General features: G+C 70.4%; 12 protein-coding genes. 5 read left to right on the top strand and 7 right to left on the bottom strand.

Going from position 1 to position 17,057, the window contains the following annotated elements; genetic code table 11:
• Position 1 precedes the first annotated feature (1 nt).
• The 5 genes from RCAP_RS03180 (at position 2) to RCAP_RS03160 (ending at position 11,015) form a co-directional block, all read left to right on the top strand.
• A complete protein-coding gene (locus RCAP_RS03180) occupies positions 2-742 on the top strand; it encodes an ATP-binding cassette domain-containing protein (RefSeq protein WP_023910978.1) in 741 nt (246 codons plus the stop codon).
• Positions 736-1,935: an ABC transporter permease family protein gene (locus tag RCAP_RS03175; protein ID WP_013066377.1), complete on the top strand. Its 1,200-nt coding sequence runs from the start codon at positions 736-738 to the stop codon at positions 1,933-1,935. The genes RCAP_RS03180 and RCAP_RS03175 overlap by 7 nt, the downstream gene beginning before the upstream one ends.
• A gap of 3 nt (positions 1,936-1,938) precedes the next feature.
• Positions 1,939-3,570 (top strand): formylglycine-generating enzyme family protein, encoded by a 1,632-nt coding sequence (locus RCAP_RS03170; protein ID WP_013066376.1) that lies wholly within the window; start codon positions 1,939-1,941, stop codon positions 3,568-3,570.
• A gap of 30 nt (positions 3,571-3,600) precedes the next feature.
• Positions 3,601-4,398 (top strand): hypothetical protein, encoded by a 798-nt coding sequence (locus RCAP_RS03165; protein ID WP_013066375.1) that lies wholly within the window; start codon positions 3,601-3,603, stop codon positions 4,396-4,398.
• Positions 4,399-4,577: 179 nt separating this feature from the next.
• Positions 4,578-11,015, top strand: a complete 6,438-nt coding sequence (locus RCAP_RS03160; RefSeq protein ID WP_013066374.1) for a beta strand repeat-containing protein — start codon at positions 4,578-4,580, stop codon at positions 11,013-11,015.
• On the opposite strand, the gene RCAP_RS03155 is transcribed toward RCAP_RS03160, so the two are convergent.
• Genes RCAP_RS03155 through RCAP_RS03125 form a run of 7 tightly spaced genes read right to left on the bottom strand, consistent with a single transcriptional unit; the run spans position 11,012 to position 16,706 of the window.
• Positions 11,012-11,737, bottom strand: a complete 726-nt coding sequence (locus RCAP_RS03155) for a GNAT family N-acetyltransferase (protein ID WP_013066373.1) — start codon at positions 11,735-11,737, stop codon at positions 11,012-11,014. The genes RCAP_RS03160 and RCAP_RS03155 overlap by 4 nt on opposite strands.
• Entirely contained in the window at positions 11,734-12,861 is a 1,128-nt protein-coding gene (gene menC / locus RCAP_RS03150) for an o-succinylbenzoate synthase (protein WP_013066372.1), read from the bottom strand. The genes RCAP_RS03155 and menC overlap by 4 nt, the downstream gene beginning before the upstream one ends.
• Complete coding sequence (locus tag RCAP_RS03145) at positions 12,858-13,637, bottom strand: ABC transporter ATP-binding protein (RefSeq protein WP_013066371.1); 780 nt, start codon at positions 13,635-13,637, stop codon at positions 12,858-12,860. Before RCAP_RS03145 ends, menC begins: the two co-directional genes overlap by 4 nt.
• A 3-nt stretch (positions 13,638-13,640) precedes the next feature.
• Positions 13,641-14,339: an ABC transporter permease gene (locus RCAP_RS03140; RefSeq protein ID WP_013066370.1), complete on the bottom strand. Its 699-nt coding sequence runs from the start codon at positions 14,337-14,339 to the stop codon at positions 13,641-13,643.
• A 1-nt stretch (position 14,340) separates the two neighbouring features.
• Complete coding sequence (locus RCAP_RS03135; RefSeq protein ID WP_013066369.1) at positions 14,341-15,051, bottom strand: ABC transporter permease; 711 nt, start codon at positions 15,049-15,051, stop codon at positions 14,341-14,343.
• A gap of 24 nt (positions 15,052-15,075) precedes the next feature.
• Positions 15,076-15,852: an ABC transporter substrate-binding protein gene (locus RCAP_RS03130; protein WP_013066368.1), complete on the bottom strand. Its 777-nt coding sequence runs from the start codon at positions 15,850-15,852 to the stop codon at positions 15,076-15,078.
• Between the two features lie 23 nt (positions 15,853-15,875).
• On the bottom strand, positions 15,876-16,706 hold the full coding sequence (locus RCAP_RS03125) for a MurR/RpiR family transcriptional regulator (protein ID WP_013066367.1): 831 nt from the start codon (positions 16,704-16,706) through the stop codon (positions 15,876-15,878).
• Positions 16,707-17,057 lie beyond the last annotated feature (351 nt).

Raw genomic sequence — 17,057 nt, 5'->3', positions numbered from 1 at the left:
GATGAGGACAGGCGGCGTGCTCGGGATCGACCAGCTCGCGACGACCCTGTCGAAGGGGGAGCGCAGCTTCACGCTGCGCGTCGCGGCGCTGGAGCTGGTGTCGGGCGAGGTGCTTTGCGTCACCGGCGCCAGCGGCACCGGCAAGACCCTGTTTCTGGAACTGCTGAGCCTTCTGCGGGCGCCAGAGCCCCCGGCCGGATATCATTGGACCGCGCCGGACCGGCGGCGGACCGATCTGGCGCGGCTGTGGCGCTTTGGCGCGCGCGGCACCGGGCTTGCGCGGATGCGCGGCGCGCTGTTCGGCTTCGTGCCGCAGGCGGGGGCGCTGGTGCCGTTCCTGTCGGTCCGGGCCAATGTGGCGCTGACGCAAAGGATCAGCGGGCGCCGCGATCCGGCCCGGGTCGCGGCGCTGCTCGACCGGCTCGGGCTGAACGCGCTGGCCGATCTGCCGCCCTCGGCGCTGTCGATCGGGCAGCGGCAGCGGGTCTCGATCGCGCGGGCGCTGGCGCATCGCCCGGCCTTCGTGATCGCCGACGAGCCGACGGCGGCGCTCGATCCCGCGGCGGCCGATGCGGTGATGCGGTTGCTGCTCGACACCGCGCGCGAGGACGGCGCGGGGGTGGTGCTGTCGTCGCATGATCTGGCGCGGATCGAGGGGCTGGGCCCGCGGCGGCTGGAATTCGTCGCCCGCGAGCTGCGTCCGGGGCTGGTGCGGTCCGAAGCGCGGGAGGTCCGATGCTGATCGTCTCTCTGGCGCTGCGCGACCTGTTCCGCGACCGGCTGTTTTTGCTGTGCAATGTCGCGGTGATGGTGGGGGTTCTGGTGCCGCTCCTGATCCTGTTCGGGGTGAAGAACGGTGTCTATTCCACGCTGATCGGCCGGATGATGGCCGATCCCGCCAGCCTGCAGATCGACAGCCAGGGCAATGCCGAGCTGACCGAGGCCCGGATCGCGCCGCTGCGCGCCTGGCCCGAGGTCGCCTTCGTGACCCCGAAGGTCCGCAGCCAGTTCGATTATGTGACCGTGCATCACGCCGGGCCCGGGGTCTCGCTGCGCGAGGCCTTGCTGATCCCCTCGGGCGCGGGGGATCCGAACCTGCCGCCGGGGCTGGTGCTGGGCCCTGCCGAGGTTGCGGTCTCGGCGGGGCTGGCGCAGCAGATGCAGATCGCGACCGGCGACACGGTCGATCTGGTGACCCAGGCCGAGACCCGCCCGAAGCAGCTGCGCCTGCCGATGACGGTGCGGGCGGTGCTGCCCGAGACGGTGAGCGCGGGGCGCAGCGTGCTTGCGCCCTTTGCCACGCTGGAGACGGTCGAGGCCTTCTATGACGCCTATGCCCTGCCCGAGCACGGTATCACCGAGGGGCGGCCGCTGGCGGACCGGGTCGCGACCTATGCGGGGGTGCGGATCTATGCGCGCCGGCTGGAGGATCTGGGGCCGCTGCAGCAACGGGTCGAGACGGCGCTGGGGCTGGCCACCTCGGCGCGCAGCCGTGACGTGGCGATGCTGCTCGGGCTGGGGCGCAATCTGGATCTGGCGCTGGGGCTGACCACGGCGCTGGCCTGCTGCGGGCTGGCGGCGGCGCTGCTGTTCGGCTTCTGGTCGGATGCGATGCGCAAGCGGGGCACGCTGGCCGCGCTGGCGATGCTTGGTCTGCCCGCCCGGGCGCTGGCGCTGCTGCCGCTGGTGCAGGCGCTGGCGACGGCGCTGATCGGGATCGCGGTGTCCTTCCTGCTTTATGCGCTGGCCGCCCGGATCGCCACGCGGATGTTCGGCGCGGGGCTGGAAGCCGAGGGCAGCATCGCCCGGATCAGCCCGGCGCAGGGCGGGGCGATCATCCTGGCGATCCTGGGTCTGGTGCTGGTGTCGGCGACGCTGTCGGCCTGGGCGGCACAGCGGGTCGATCCGGCCCGGACCCTGCGGGAAGGAACCTGAACGATGCGGTTGGTGCCCCTTTCGGCTTTTGCGCTGGCGCTTGCGGGTCTGGCCGCGCCGCAGCCGGGCGGCGCCGACCCGGCGCCCGGGGGGCCCGCGCCCGAGGGTCCGGCGATCGACTGGCCGGTCGCGCTTTACGACCCCGGCGCGGCGACGCCCGGCGGCAGCCCGGCCGATCTGGTGCTACCGATGCCCTGCGGCGGGGCGATGGCGTTCCAGCGCGTCGACGTGCCCTCGGATGCGGGCGATCCGCTGTCGGATCTGCGGATCCGGCTGGGCCGGTCGGACCCGGAAAAGGGCTATGCGGAATATCTGCGCCAGACCTGGCTGCGCGGCGGCTTTTCCGGCACGACCCCGGCCAGCACGCATTATTTCATCGCCCGCTACGAGCTGACCGAGGGGCAGTTCAACGCCCTGACCCGGCCCTGCGGCAAGGCCGGGCGCAAGGACCGGCTGGCGCAGGGCGGGCTGAGCTGGCTTGCCGCGGTCGATCTGGCCGGGCGCTACACGGAATGGCTTTACGGACATGCCGCCGCGGCCCTGCCCCGGCAGGATGGCGCGCTGCCGCATCTGCGCCTGCCGACCGAGACGGAATGGGAATTTGCCGCCCGCGGCGGCGCACGGGTCGATGCGAACCAGTTCGCCGCGCTGCGCTTTTTCGCCGAAGGCGCGCTGGGCGATTACGCTTTTCATTTCGCCCCCGGCTCGGCGCGCGGCACGATCGGCCCGGTCGGGCTGCGGCGGCCCAATCCGCTCGGGCTTTTCGACGTCTATGGCAATGTCGAAGAGCTGATGCTGGAACCCTTTCATGTCAACATCTTCGGCCGCGATCAGGGACAGGTGGGCGGGCTGGTGACGCGCGGCGGCTCGGTCCTGTCGAGCGCCGAGCAGATCTATTCCGCCGCGCGCACCGAATATCCGCCGTTTCAGGCCCAGACCGGCAAGGCCACCGCGCCCGAGACTTTCGGGCTGCGGCTGGTGCTGTCGATGCATGTCGCCACCTCGGATGCGGAACTGACGCGGCTGCGCGATCACTGGGTGGCGCGGGCGACCGAGGGGGAAGGCGGCGGCGGGCAAGGCGGGGCGGCGGCGCGGGATCAGGCCGGGGCGCTGGCGGAGATCATCGAGAACGAGCTGGACCCGCAGCGCCGCACCGCGCTTGTGGCGCTGCAGGCCGATCTGCGGGCGGCGCGCGACAGCGAAAACGCCGCCCGGCGGCAGTCGGCCGGATCGACGCTGCTGGCGGGCACGATCTTCAAGGCCTCGCTGATCCAGACCGACGCCGAGATCGGGCGGCTTGTCTACAACGTCAAGACCCTGATCGATCTGCAGGCGATCGCACCGGATCCGCAGCGGCAGGTGCAGATCGAGACGCTGGGCACGCGGCTGCGCGCGACCCGGGCCCGGCAGCACGAATTCCTGTTGTCGATGTCGCGCGCCCTGAGCACGCTGGCCGTCGACATCACCGAGGCCGATTCCCGCGCCGCCTATCGCGAGCTGCGCGAGTCGCTTCTGCTGTCGGAAGAACAGGCGCTGGTGGTCGGTCTGGATCAGTTCTGGCGCGATCTTGCACAATACAAGCTGCGTCCCGACATGGATCAGGGCGCGCTTCTGGCCTTGGCCCTGACGCAATGAGACGGGCGAAATGAGCGCGAGGGGGAGGAGATGATGCACCCTTTTCTGGTCACGGCGCTGATGGCGCTGGCGCTGGCCACGGGCGGCGGCGATCCGGCGCGGGCCGAGACGTCCGGGGAATTCGGCAGCGTGATCCGGATCCCGCGCGAGGCCTTCGGGCCCGACGCCGGAGAGATCACCTTTGACGAATTGCCGCGGGGGAGCCGGAACCCGATCTATGCGCCGCCCACCTATGGCGCCCCCGAGGGCGGGGTGATCGTGGGGTTCGGCGGTTTCTTCGAAGGTCAGGCGATCGGCACCGCCGCGACCTGTCCGCCCGGGGCCGCGCTGACCGGCTGCGTGATCGGCACGCCGCTGGCGCCGCTGCGCCTGGCGCAGACCGCGCCCGCGACGCAGATCAGGCAGGACGGGGCAAACCCGCACAGCCCCTCGCTCTCGGGAACGCCGGTGTTCAACGGCCCGGTCACGATGATCTTCGATCGCGACGTCGCCGGGGTCGGGCTGGCCGGGGGCTATTTCGACACCCCGCAATCGACCGCGATCCAAGCCTTTGACCGGCAGGGGCGGCTGATCGGCGGCGTGCGCAACCTGGGCACCGGCATGGAATATCTGGCGCTGGTCACCGGCGACGGATCGGACCGGATCGCCGGGGTTCAGTTCTCGCTGGTGGGGGCGGAGGGGGCCGGTTTCGCGATCGACGACCTGTCTTTCGGCAAGTCGTCGCAGATCCTCAGGGAGAACGTCGCGGAACTGGCCGCGCAGGAGGCGCAAAAACGCACCCCCGGGCTGGAGGCGGGCATCCAGCTCAGCCAGCCGCAACGGAACTGAGCGGCCGCCGGGCGGGCGGCCCGCGAACCGGCCCGCCGCAAAGGCGAAATCTGCAATGATCCTTTGCATTTAAGATTTCCTTCACTCCCCTGACCGATGATCGGCCCCGCGGCATTCCAGAACGGCGGTGCCAGAAACGGATCCGGGCCCGCAGGGGCCCCTTCAGGGTGAGTGGCAGAATGTCCCTTCTCAGCGCGATGACGACGGCGGAAATTGCGGCGCTGTCGACCTCGGTCATGTCCGGTCTGACGACGGGCGATATCGTCGGTGTCAGTTCGGAGCAGATGCGCGCCCTGGGCGCGGCGCAGATCCAGGCGCTGTCGACCGAGTTCGTCTCGGGGCTGACGCCGCTGCAGATGCAGATGCTGACCACCGACCAGGTCGCCGCGCTGCTGTTTCCGCAGATCGCCGTTCTGAACACCGTCGCGCTGCGCGGCCTTTCGACCGAGGCGATCGTCGCGCTGACCACCGAACAGGCGGCGGCGCTGACCTCGGCGCAGGTGGCGGCGCTTTCGACGCTGCAGATCAGCGCCTTTGAAACCGCCGATCTGGCGATGCTGGGCCCGGATGCGATGCTTGGCCTGACCGCGACGCAGATGCGGGCGCTGGCCACGCGGCAGATCGCGGCGCTGACCCTTGATCAACTGAATGTGCTGACCGCGACGGCGGCGGCGGCGGTCAGCTCGGCGCAGCTTTCGGCGCTGAGCACGGCGCAGATCGCCGCGCTGAACGAGCCCGCGGTGGCCGCGCTGGGCACGGCGGCGCTGCGCGGGCTGGCGACCGAGGATGTGGCGGCGCTGAGCGCCGATGCCGCGGCGGCCTTGACCGCGACGCAGCTCGCCTCGCTGAGCACCGAGCAGCTGGCAGCTTTCGAGACCGTCGATTTCGCGCATCTGGGCACTGCGGCGCTGGCCGGGCTCGGCTCGGCGCAGATCCGCAGCCTGTCCACCGACAAGCTGGCGGCGCTGGCGACCGAACAGATGGCGGGGCTCACCAGCGGCATGATCCAGGGGCTGGGCACCGATCAGATCGGCGCCTTTTCGACGGCGCAGATCCGCGCGCTGGCCAGCCGGGCGGCGACGGCGCTGACCTCGGCGCAGCTTTCGGCGCTCTCGGCCGAGCAGATCGGCGCCTTTTCCGGCGCGGCCTTTGCGGCGATCGGCACCGCCGCGCTGAAGGGGCTTTCGACCGAGGACATGGCCGGGCTGAGCACGATCGAACTGGCGGCGCTGACCGGGGCGCAGATGGCGGCGCTGAGCACGGCCCAGCTGGGGGTTCTGGGCACGCGGCAGATCGCGGCGCTGTCCGAGGAGGCCGCCGAGGCGCTGAGTTCGGCGCAGATCGACGCCTTGTCCACCGCGCAGATCGCGGCTTTGGGCAGTGGCGCCTTTGCGGCGCTGGGCACGGCGGCGCTGCGGGCCTTGACGACCGAGGATATCGTGGCGCTGACGACGGCGCAGGCGGCGGCGATGACCGAGACGCAGGTGGCGGCGCTGAGCACCGAACAGATCGCGGCGCTGGAGGTCGAGGATTTCGCCCGGCTCTCGGGCGAGGCGGCGGCGGGGCTGGGCGCGGCGCAGATCGCGGCGCTGAAAGAGGCGCATCTGGCGGCGATGGGCACGGCGATCCTGGCGGGGCTGGGCAGTGCCGCGGTGGCGGGGTTCAGCACGGCGCAGATCGCCGCGCTTGGCACGGCGCAGCTGGCGGCGATCAGCGGCAGCGGGGCGGCGGGGCTGAGTTCGGCGCAGCTGGCGGGCCTTGAGAGCGGGCAGATCGCGGCGCTGGCCACGGCGGCGATTGCCGGTCTGTCGACGGCGGGGCTGCGCGGGCTTTCGGCCGAGGATATCGCGGCGCTGACGACGGCGCAGGCGCGGGCGCTGAAATCGGCGCAGGTCGCGGCGCTCTCGACGGCGCAGATCGCCGCGCTGGAGACCGAGGACATGGCCGTGCTCGGGTCGGCGGCGCTGGCGGGGCTGGGCTCGGCGCAGGCGCGGGCGCTGTCGACGGCGCAGCTTGCGACGCTGGGCACGGCGCAGATCGCGGGGCTGGGCAGCGCGGCGGTTTCGGGCCTGAGCGCGACGCAGATCGGCAAGCTGAGCACCGATCAGGTCGGCGCGCTCTCCAGCCTTGCGGTGGCCGGGCTTGGCTCGGTGCAGGCGGCGGCGCTGAGCACGGCGCAGATCGCGGCGCTGGCTTCGGCGACGGTGGCGGCGCTGGGCACGGCGGCGATCCGCGGCTTTGGCACCGATGACATCGTGGCGCTGACGACGGCGCAGGCGGCGCGTCTGGGCTCGGCGCAGATCGGCGCGCTGACCAGCACGCAGATCGCGGCGCTCGAGGCGGCGGATCTGGCGCAGATCAGCGCGACGGCGCTCTCCGGGCTGGGCTCGGCCACGATGGCCGGGCTTTCAGGCGCGCAGATCGCGGCGCTGTCGACGCGGCAGATCGCCGGGCTGACCGGCAGCGCGATCCCGGGGCTGAGTGCTGGCCAGATCGGCGCCTTCGGCACGGCGCAGATCCGGGCGCTGTCCAGCAATGCGGTGCGCGGGCTGACCTCGGCGCAGATGGCCGCGCTGAGCACGACGCAGCTTGCGGCGCTGAATACGGCCAGCGTGACGGCGCTGAGTGCCAATGCGATCAAGGGCCTCGGCACCGATGACATCGTCGCGCTGACCGGCGATCAGATGGCGGCGATGACCTCGCAGCAGGTGGCGGCGCTGAGCACGGCGCAGCTGGCGGCGATCGAGGTCGAGGATCTGACCCGGCTTTCGACGACGGCGCTGGCCGGGCTCGGCTCGGCGCAGATCAAATGCCTGAGCGGGGCGCAGATCGGCGTGCTTGGCGCCGATCTGATCGCCAGCCTGTCGAGCGCGGCGATTGCCGGGCTGACCACCGGCCAGATCGCCGGGCTGACCGCCGATCAGATCGCGGCGCTGTCGAGCACCGCCGCGGGCGCGCTGAGTTCGTCGCAGATCGCGGCTTTGGACACGGCGCAGATCGCGGCCTTCAGCACCGTGGCGATGGCGGCCCTGGGCACGGCGGCGCTCAAGGGGCTGAACGCGGCGGCGGTGGCGGCGCTGAGCGGCGATCAGGTCGGCGCGATGACCTCGACCCAGGTCGCGGCGCTGAGTTCGCAGCAGATCGCGGCGCTGGAAGCGGGCGATCTGGCGCGGCTGGGCACCGCGGCGATGCCCGGGCTTGGCTCCAATCAGGTCAAGGGCCTGAGCCTGACGCAGATGGCGGCCCTGGGCACGGAACAGGTGGCCTGCCTGACAAGCACGGCGATGGGCGCGCTGTCGACGGCGCAGGTGGCGGCGCTGGCGGGCGATCAGCTGGCGGCGCTTTCGGCGGGCGGCGGCGCCGGGATGGGCTCGGCGCAGATCGCCGCGCTTTCCACCGCGCAGATCGCCGCGCTGTCGACGGCGGCGCTGTCGGCGCTGAGCCCCTCGGCGCTGGCGGGGCTGGGCACGAATGACATCGTCGCGCTGAGTGCCGAGGCGGCGGCGGCGCTGATGTCGCGCCAGATCGCCGCGCTGACGACGACGCAGATCGCCGCCTTCCAGACCGAGGATCTGGCGCAGGTGGCCCCAACCGCGATCCGGGGGCTGACCTCGGCGCAGGCGCGGGCGCTGTCGACGGCGCAGCTGGCCTGCCTCTCCACCGATCAGGTCACGGCGCTCTCCAGCGGCGCGCTGACCGGGCTGAGCACGGCGCAGATCGCCAGCCTGTCGCTCGAGCAGCTGGGCGCGCTTTCGGCCACGGCGGCGCGCGGGCTGAGTTCGGCCCAGCTGACCGCGCTGGGCACGGCGCAGGTCGCGGCGCTGTCGACGGCGGCGATCGGCGGGCTGGGCACCGCCGCGCTGGCCGGGCTGGGCACCAATGACATCGCCGCGCTGGAGGGCGAGGCGGTGGCGGCGCTGACCTCGAGCCAGATCGCGGCTTTCAGCACGGCGCAGATCCGCGCGATCGAGACCGCGGATCTGGGGCAGCTGGGCACGCTGGCGTTGCAGGGGCTGAGTTCGGATCAGATCGTCGGGCTGAGCACGGCGCAGATCGCGGCGCTGAGCCTTGCGCAGGTGGCGCGGCTGAGCACGGCGGCGGTTCTGGGCCTGGGCACGGCGCAGCTGGCCGGGTTCTCGGTCGAGCAGATCGGCGCGCTGTCGGCGACCGCGGCCCGGACGCTGAGCGCGACGCAGCTGGCCGGGTTCGACACCGGGCAGATCGCGGCGCTGGGCACGGCGGCGGTGGCCTCGCTGAGCACGGCGGCGCTGGCGGGGCTGGACACGGCGGACATGGCCGCGCTGAACGACGCGGCGGTGGCGGCGCTGACCTCGGTTCAGCTGGCGGCCTTGACCTCGACCCAGATCGGGGCGCTGGAAACCGATGATTTCGGCCGTCTGTCCAGCGCGGCGATGGCGGGCTTCGGCGCGCCGCAGGTGGCCGGGCTGGGCACGGCGCAGATCGTGGCGCTGGGCGCGACGCGGATCGGGCAGCTGGGCACGGCGGCGATCGCGGCCTTTTCGACCGCGCAGATCGCGGCGCTCTCGACCGATCAGGCGCGGGGGATTTCCGCCGCGGCGGCGCGCGGCTTCAGCGCCACGCAGGTGGCCGCCTTCACCACCGGGCAGATCGAGGCGCTGGGCACGGCGGCGGTGGCGGCGCTGACCACGGCGGCGCTGGCGGGCCTTGCGACCGAGGATATCGCGGCGCTGACCACGGCGCAGGCGGCGCGGCTGACCTCGGCGCAGATCGGCGCGCTGACGACGACGCAGATCGCCGCCTTCGAGACCGAGGATCTGGCGCAGATCGCCCCCTCGTCGCTGCAGGCTTTGGGCTCGGCGCAGCTTGCCGCCCTGTCGACGCGGCAGGTGGCGGCGCTGTCGACCGGGGCGATCGGCGCGCTGAGCACCGCGGCGCTGAAGGGGCTGGGCACGAATGACATCGTGGCGCTGACCACGGCGCAGGCGGCACGGCTGAGCGCGACGCAGATCGCGGCGCTGAGCACGGCGCAGATCGCGGCGCTGGAAACCGCGGATATCGCCCAGCTTTCGGTCTCGGCCATGGCGGGGATCGGGACGGCGCTGATGCCAAGCCTGAGCACGGCGCAGATCCGCGCCCTGACCACGGCGCAGATCGCGCGGCTGACCAGCGCGGCGATTGCGGGGCTGACGACGCGGCAAGTCGCGGCGCTGAGCACGGCGCAGGTCGCGGCGCTGTCGAGCGCGGCGGTCACCGCGCTCGGCTCGGCGCAGCTGGCGGCCTTTGGCACGGCGCAGATCGCGGCGCTGGGCAGCGCGGTCATTCCGGCGCTGACCACGGCGGCGCTGCGCGGAATGGAAACCGCCGATGTCGCGGCGCTGACCGGGGCGCACGTCGCCCGGCTCGGCTCGGCGCAGATCCGGGCGCTGTCGGCGGCGCAGATCGCCGCCCTTGAGGCGGCGGATGTCGCGCAGCTTGCGCCCGGGGCGATGGCGGGGATCGGCGCGGTGCAGATGGCGGCCTTTGACGCCGCGCAGATCGCCGCGCTGACCGAAACGCAGGTGGCGCGGCTGGGATCGGCGGCGATCGCGGGCCTCGGCGCGCCGCAGATCGCGGCGCTGACGACGGCGCAGATCCGCGCCATCGCCGCCGCCGCGGCCCCGGCTTTCGGCTCGGCGCAGCTTGCGGCCTTCGAGACCGGGCAGATCGCGGCCCTGGGCACCGGGGCGGTGGCGGGCCTTGGCACGGCAGCGCTGCGCGGGCTCTCGACGGCGCAGATCGCCGCTCTGACCACGGCGCAGGCGCCGGTTCTCGGCTCGGCGCAGATCGCCGCGCTGAGCGCCGCGCAGATCGCCGCCTTCGAGACGCAGGATCTGGCGCAGCTTTCGGCGGCGGCTTTCGGCGGTCTGGGCTCGGGCCAGCTTGCCAGCCTGGACACCGCGCAGATCGCCGCGATTTCCGCGCCGCAGATCGCCCGGGTGACCGCCACGGCGCTTGCCGGGCTGACCACGGCGCAGGCCGCGGCGCTCTCGACCGATCAGGTGCGCGGCATTTCGGCCACCGCGATCCGCGCGCTCGGCTCGACGCAGATCGCGGCGCTCTCGACCGATCAGGTGGCCGCGATCGGCACCGCGGCGCTGGCGGCGCTGTCCACCGCGGCGCTGCGCGGCCTTGGCACCGAGGATGTGCGGGCGCTGACCACGACGCAGGCCGCAAGCCTGACGCTGAGCCAGGTGGCGGCGCTGACGACAAGCCAGGTGCGGGCGCTGGAGGCGCAGGACCTGGCCCGGATCAGCGCCGCGGCGATCGTCGGGCTTGGCACGGCGCAGATCGGCAGCCTGGTCAGCACGCAGGCGGCGGCGCTGATGACCGCGCAGGTCGCCAGCCTGACCACGGCGCAGATCCATGCGCTGAGCACCGGTGCCGTCGCGGCGCTGTCGACGGGGGCGATCCGCGCCCTGCGCACGACGCAGATGGGCGGCTGGACCACGGCGCAGATCGCGGCTTTCACGCTCGATCAGATCGCGGCGCTGGAAACCGCCGACATCCGGGCGCTGACCGGACTGCAGGTGGCCGCCTTCACCGAGACGCAGCGCGACGCGATGACGGCGGCGCAGATCGCGGCGCTGTCGCTTTAAGCGGCCGCCGCAGGCCGGTCGAGCAGATAGCGGCAGCTCTGGCGGTCGAAGCCGGTGATCGCCAGACCGGCGGCGAAGGCCTCCTGCAGCGCGGCGCGCAGGCGCATCCGCTCGGCCAGGGCGCGGTCGGGATCGGCCTGCAAGAGCGCATCGATATCGGCCGGGATCCCGGCTGTGGCCGCGGCGGGCGGCAAGGTCGGGGACTGGCCCGCGGCCCGGGCGACGACCTGCGGCGCGTCCAGCTGCCAGACCGCCATCACCCGGTCCGAGGGCAGACCGGCATTGATGCCGGGCATCGGGCCGTAATAATCGGGCAGATACTCCCGCGCCGTCGCCCCCAGAACGGCGATGTTCAGCCCGGCATTGATCGCGCGCAGGGGATCATAGGTCCAGCGCACCAGCGTGATGCCGCGCGCCAGACACCAGTCGCGCTGGAACCATTTCAGCCGCGCGCCAAGGCCCAGCCCGCGCGCCTTTTGCGACACCGCCAGCCGGTGCGAATGCTGCACCCCCGGCGTGGCCGAGGGGAAACCGAAGAGAAACCCCAGCATCTGATCGCCCGCGAAGGCCCCGGCCACCAGCGCGCCTTCGTGCTGCAGCGCCAGCATGATGTCGCTGTTGTCGGGCCGCTCGCCCTCGCCCCAGACCTCGACCTGAAAGCGTTCGGCCTGCTGCAGTTCCGCAACGCCCGCAAGCTCGCGCAGGATCACCGCGGCGGTCACGGGCGAAACTCCTCGGTCGAACGGGTGACCGTGTTCAGGAACGGCCGATCCAGTGTCACCCCGATCCCCGCGCCATTCCCCGGAACCGGCATCAGCCCGCCCGTGGCCTCCAGCGGTTCGGCGATGATGTCGCGGTGGAAATAGCGGCTGGCCGAGGAAGTGTCGCCCGGTTTGGTGAAATTCGGCAAGGTTGCCAGATGGATGTTATGCGCCCGGCCGATCCCGCTTTCGAGCATGCCGCCGCACCAGACCGGGGCGCCGAAGGCCTCCGACACGTCATGGATCGCCTTGGCCGCGCTATAGCCGCCGACCCGGCCGACCTTGATGTTGATCACCCGTGCCGCCCCCGCCGCCAGCGCCTTGCGGCAATCGACGGGGGTGCGGATCGATTCATCGAGACAGATCGCGGTGGCGATTTCGCGTTGCACCAGCGCGTGATCGTGGATGTCATCGACCGCCAGGGGCTGCTCGATGTAATCCAGATCGAAACGGTCCATCGCCCGCAGCGTCGCCAGATCGGCCAGACCGTAAGCCGTGTTCGCATCGACCGTCAGCTTGACGGCGGGGAACTCGCGCCGCACCGCCTCGAGCAGCTTCAGGTCATGGCCCTGCGCCACCTTCAGCTTGATGCGCTTGTAGCCCGCGGCCTCGGCCTCGGCGATGCGTTCAAGCGTGCGCTCGATCGGCGTGATGCCGAGCGACACCCCCACCGGCACGGCGTCGCGCAGGCCGCCCAAAGCCGCGCAAAGCGGCAGGTTCAGGGCCTTCGTCCAAAGATCCCAGAACGCCAGCTCGACCAGCGCCTTGCTCATCTTGTGCCCGCGCCAGGGGGCGAGCAGCGCCGTCAGCTCGGCCGGATTGCCGATCCGCTTGCCGACGATCTGCGGCAGGATCAGATCGCGCAGGAAGGCCAGCGCCCCGGGCAGGGTTTCTTCGAGATAATCGGGATAGGGGTCCATCACCCCCTCGCCATAGCCCTCGACCCCGTCCGCCCGCAGCGTCAGCAGCGGAAAGGTCTTGTCGGTCAGGGTCTGGTTCGACACGGTGAAAGGGGTGATCAGGGGCAGGTTGACGACGCGCAGCTCGGCGCTGTCGATCGTCAGCCCGGCAAAGGCTTGGGTCATGCGATGTCTCGGCGGGTTTTGGAGATGAAACGGGCGAACACCTCGGTTTCGGGGTGCTCGAAAAGCCTGTCGGGCGGGCCCTGTTCGGCGATCCGGCCTTCGTTCAGGAACACCACCTCGGTCGAGACGTCGCGGGCAAAGGCCATCTCGTGGGTGACCACGATCATCGTGCGGCCTTCGGCGGCCAGATCCTGCATCACCTTGAGGACCTCGCCCACCAGTTCCGGGTCGAGCGCCGAGGTGGGCTCGTCAAACAGGATCACGTCGGGTTCCATCGCCAGCGCCCGGGCAATCGCCACGCGCTGCTGCTGCCCGCCCGACAGCATCGCCGGGTAGTGATGCATCCGGTCGGCCAGACCGACGCGGGCCAAAAGCCCCTCGGCCAGATCGCGGGCTTCGGCCTTGGCCATGCGCTTGACCTGGACCGGGCCTTCCATCACGTTTTCCAGCGCCGTGCGATGGGTCCAGAGGTTGAACTGCTGGAACACCATGCCCAGATGGCGGCGCAACCGCTCGATCTGGCGCTGATCGCCGATGCGGCCGTTGCGAAAGACGATTTCCTCGCCATGGACGGCGACGGTGCCGCTGTTCGGAATTTCCAGACAGTTCAGGCAACGCAGAAAGGTCGACTTGCCCGAGCCCGAGGTGCCGAGGATCGAGATCACGTCATGGTTGCGCGCGCCCAGGGTGATGCCCTTGAGCACCTCCTGCGCGCCGAAGCTCTTGTGGATGTCCTGCGCGCTCAGCACCAGATCGGTTGCGGGTTTCGGGGGCATGGCTCAGTTTCCTTGCGTGCGGCGCATCGGGCGGGTCAGGCGGCGTTCGATCTGCCGCCACAAAAAGACGAAAAGGACGGTGATCAGCAGGTAAAGCACGGCGGCTTCGAAATAGACGGAAAATTCGAAACTGCGCGAAAAGATCTGCCGCGTCCGTCCCATCAGGTCGAAGACGGTGACGATCGAGGCGAGCGCCGAGGCTTTCATCAGCAAGATCACCTCGTTGCCCAAAGCCGGCCAGGCGATGCGATAGGCATGGGGAAAGGTGACGCGGGCCAGCACCTGCGCCCGGGTCATGCCGATGGCGCGGGCGGCCTCGATCTCTCCGGGCGGCACGGCCTGCAAGCCGCCGCGCAGGATTTCGGTCTGATAGGCGCAGGAATTCAGCACGAAAACCAGCACGGCGCAGTTGAACGGATCGCGAAAGAACGACCACAGGCCCAGCGTGGTCAGCTCGGCGCGGAATTGCCCCGAGCCGTAGAAGACCAGAAACAGCTGCGCCAGCAGGGGCGTGCCGCGCATGAAGGAGATATAGACCCGCAAGAGCACCTTGGCCGGGGCGGGGCCGGAGAGACGGATCAGCGCCAGGCCGGGCGAGAAGACGGCCGCCAGCGCGGCGCCAAGGCCGGTCAGGATCAGCGTCGTTTCCAGGCCGTCGAGCAGTTTCGGCAGATTGGCGGAGAGGCTTTCGATCAGGCTCATCTCAGACCCTCCGCAGGCCGCGGTTCGCCCGCGCCTCAAGCCGCGCCAGCACCAATTCCGAGCCAAGGCAAAGCGCCCAATAGATCAGGCAGGCGGCCAGATAAAAGGTGAAGGGCTGTTTCGTCACGCCGACCGCGACCTTGGTCGCCCGCATCAGATCATCGAGCGCGATGACCGAGACAAGTGCCGTATCTTTCAGCAGGTTGAGCCAGAGATTGCCCATGCCCGGCAGGGCAAAGCGCCACAATTGCGGCAGCTTGATGCGCCAGAACACCTGCCGCCCGGTCATGCCGATGGCAAGGCCCGCCAGCACCTGCCCCTCGGGCACGGATTGAAAGGCGCCGCGCAGCACCTCGGCGGCGAAGGCGGCAAAGACGAGGGCGAGCGCGATGACACCCGCCGCGAAGGGCGGGAAATCGACCGCGCCAAACTGCGGCGCAAAGGCATCCAGAAGCCGGTTCAGCCCCAGCCCCAGCCCGTTGTAGACGATGAACAGCGTCAGGATTTCCGGCATCCCGCGCATCACCGTCGTGTAGCCCCAGCCCATCGCCCGCAGCCCGGGGCGGCGCGAAAGCGAGAGCGCCGCCACGAAAAAGCCCAGCAAAAGCCCCAAGGGAAGGGTGGCCGCCGCAAGTTGCAGCGTCACCCCGAGCCCCGCGAGGAGTTCGTCGCCCCAGCCTTGGGGGCCATATGAGAACAGCGTTTCCATCATCTGCCGCCTCGGCCGGGGCCGCGATCACTTCATCGAATAGATGTCGATCGAGAAGTATTTGTCGTTGATTTTCTTGTAGGTGCCATCGGCGCGGATCTCGTCCAGGGCCTTGTTCAGACGCTCGCGCAGCGCGTTGTCCTCCTGCCGGACGGCAATGCCCACGCCCTCGCCGACAAAGGCCGGATCGGTGATCGGCGCACCGGCCAGCTTGCAGCATTTGCCGTCTTCGGATTTCTCGACGAAATCAAGCAGCGGCAGCATGTCGCCCACCATCACGTCAAGCCGCCCCGAGGCCATGTCGAGGCTTGCCTCGTCCTGGGTCGGATACAGCCGCACATCGGCATCGGGATACATCTTCACCGCATAATCCGCCTGCGTCGTGCCCGATTGCGCGCCGACGACCTTGCCCGACAGGGTCTCGTTCGAAAATTCGGTCAGTTCGGACTCTTTCGGAACGACATGGGTCATCGCCGCCATGTAATAGGGGTTGGTGAAGGCCACCTGCTGCTTGCGTTCCTCGGTGATGAACATCGAGGCGATGATGAAATCGTATTTCTGCGCGATCAGGCCGGGGATGATGCCGTCCCAATCCTGCGCCACCACCTCGCAGTCGGCGCCGATGCGCTTGCACAGCTCCAGCCCGATATCGAGATCGAAGCCCGCGATCGTGCCGTCGGGCTGCACGAAGTTGAAGGGCGGATAGGCGCCCTCGGTGCCCAGACGCAGTTTCTCGGCCTGCGCGGCGCCCGTCATCGCGACAAGGGCCAGCGTGCAGGCCAGAAGTTTCGAACGCAGTGTCATGTGATTTCCCCTGTTGGTGGTGGTCATTGCGCGACCTGTGTCAGCGGATTGCCGACATGGCCGCTGAACGCGCCGTAAAGCCGCGCGATTTCGTTCAGACGGGTCTCGGCGCCCTCGCCCAGCGCCAGAAAGATGTCGTTGATCAGAAGGTTGCCCAAAAGCGCCAGATGCGCCGTCGAATCCCAGAACTGGTTCACCTCGGTCGCCACGCTGAAAACCTCGGAGGCGTGATCGGCGCCCCAGCTGCAATAGCGGTCGGTGAAGATCGTCACCGCAATGCCCCGCGCCTGCGCCGCGCGCGCCAGAACCAGCGCCTGCCGGGCGTAACGACGCGCCTCGAAAATCGCCAGACAGGTGTCCTCGGGCGCGTCAGTTTCGGCCAGGACCTCGGCGAAATTGCCCGCCGAAAGATCGACGCTCTGCACCCCGGGGCGGACATATTGCATCTGCGCGGCGAAATATTGCGCCAGGCCGCGCTCGGTCTGGAAGCCCGCCACCAGCACCCGCCGGGCCCGGGCAAACCGCAAGGCCACCCGCGCCCAGGCCTCGGTCCGGGCCAGTTCGTAAACCCCCACCAGCCCGGCGATCTCGGCCTTCAGCCCCTGCGACAGCCGTTCGTCGCGCTGATCCGAGGCCCGCCGCAGCGCCTCCAGCCGGTCCTTGATCAGCCAGGGCTGATCGCCGATGTCGCCCTTCAGATGGTCCTTCAGATCCTTGAAATTCGCATAGCCGATGGCGCGGCAGAACCGGCCGATGCTGACCTCGCTGACCTGAACCTTGGCCGCAAGGGTCGCCGCCGTCTCGAAGGGCAGGTCCTGAAACTGCGCCAGCATGAAATGCGCAATCGCCCGCATCGACGGCGAGCCGGTCTCGGCGGCCAGGGCAAGCCGCGCGCGCAGGGGCTGTTGGTCGGTCTCGGTCAGGATCGGCTCCGCGAATCGATGTCAGCTTTCTGTCACAAAGACGTCGATTGCATTTTGCTTGCAAGCGCCAAGCCCGGAACGGGGCGGAAAAACCGCGCTCGGGCAGGCGAAGTGCCGCGATTGCAGGCAGCGGCGCACATCGGCGCAACCACCGGCACGGCTTTTCCCGCACAGGGAGAAGAGAAAATATCGCAAGCGGAGCCAGTTGACCTTCCGCCACGCGGGTCCGATGCTCTGCCCGGGCCGCGGCGCGACGCCCCTCGCTTCCGATCCCGCCGCGGG

The organism is Rhodobacter capsulatus SB 1003, assembly GCF_000021865.1.
Classification (GTDB): Bacteria; Pseudomonadota; Alphaproteobacteria; order Rhodobacterales; family Rhodobacteraceae; genus Rhodobacter; species Rhodobacter capsulatus_B.
Note: the sequence above shows the minus strand (reverse complement) of the source record. Positions and strands in the feature narration are given on the sequence as shown.

What these genes read in the sequence shown, in the direction of transcription:
- RCAP_RS03180 (WP_023910978.1), top strand. Translation starts at nt 2, where the DNA reads ATGAGGACAGGCGGCGTGCTCGGGATCGACCAGCTCGCGACGACCCTG.
- RCAP_RS03175 (WP_013066377.1), top strand. Translation starts at nt 736, where the DNA reads ATGCTGATCGTCTCTCTGGCGCTGCGCGACCTGTTCCGCGACCGGCTG.
- RCAP_RS03170 (WP_013066376.1), top strand. Translation starts at nt 1,939, where the DNA reads ATGCGGTTGGTGCCCCTTTCGGCTTTTGCGCTGGCGCTTGCGGGTCTG.
- RCAP_RS03165 (WP_013066375.1), top strand. Translation starts at nt 3,601, where the DNA reads ATGATGCACCCTTTTCTGGTCACGGCGCTGATGGCGCTGGCGCTGGCC.
- RCAP_RS03160 (WP_013066374.1), top strand. Translation starts at nt 4,578, where the DNA reads ATGTCCCTTCTCAGCGCGATGACGACGGCGGAAATTGCGGCGCTGTCG.
- menC (WP_013066372.1), bottom strand. Translation starts at nt 12,861, where the DNA reads ATGACCCAAGCCTTTGCCGGGCTGACGATCGACAGCGCCGAGCTGCGC.
- RCAP_RS03145 (WP_013066371.1), bottom strand. Translation starts at nt 13,637, where the DNA reads ATGCCCCCGAAACCCGCAACCGATCTGGTGCTGAGCGCGCAGGACATC.
- RCAP_RS03140 (WP_013066370.1), bottom strand. Translation starts at nt 14,339, where the DNA reads ATGAGCCTGATCGAAAGCCTCTCCGCCAATCTGCCGAAACTGCTCGAC.
- RCAP_RS03135 (WP_013066369.1), bottom strand. Translation starts at nt 15,051, where the DNA reads ATGATGGAAACGCTGTTCTCATATGGCCCCCAAGGCTGGGGCGACGAA.
- RCAP_RS03130 (WP_013066368.1), bottom strand. Translation starts at nt 15,852, where the DNA reads ATGACACTGCGTTCGAAACTTCTGGCCTGCACGCTGGCCCTTGTCGCG.
- RCAP_RS03125 (WP_013066367.1), bottom strand. Translation starts at nt 16,706, where the DNA reads ATGCGGGCGATTGCGCATTTCATGCTGGCGCAGTTTCAGGACCTGCCC.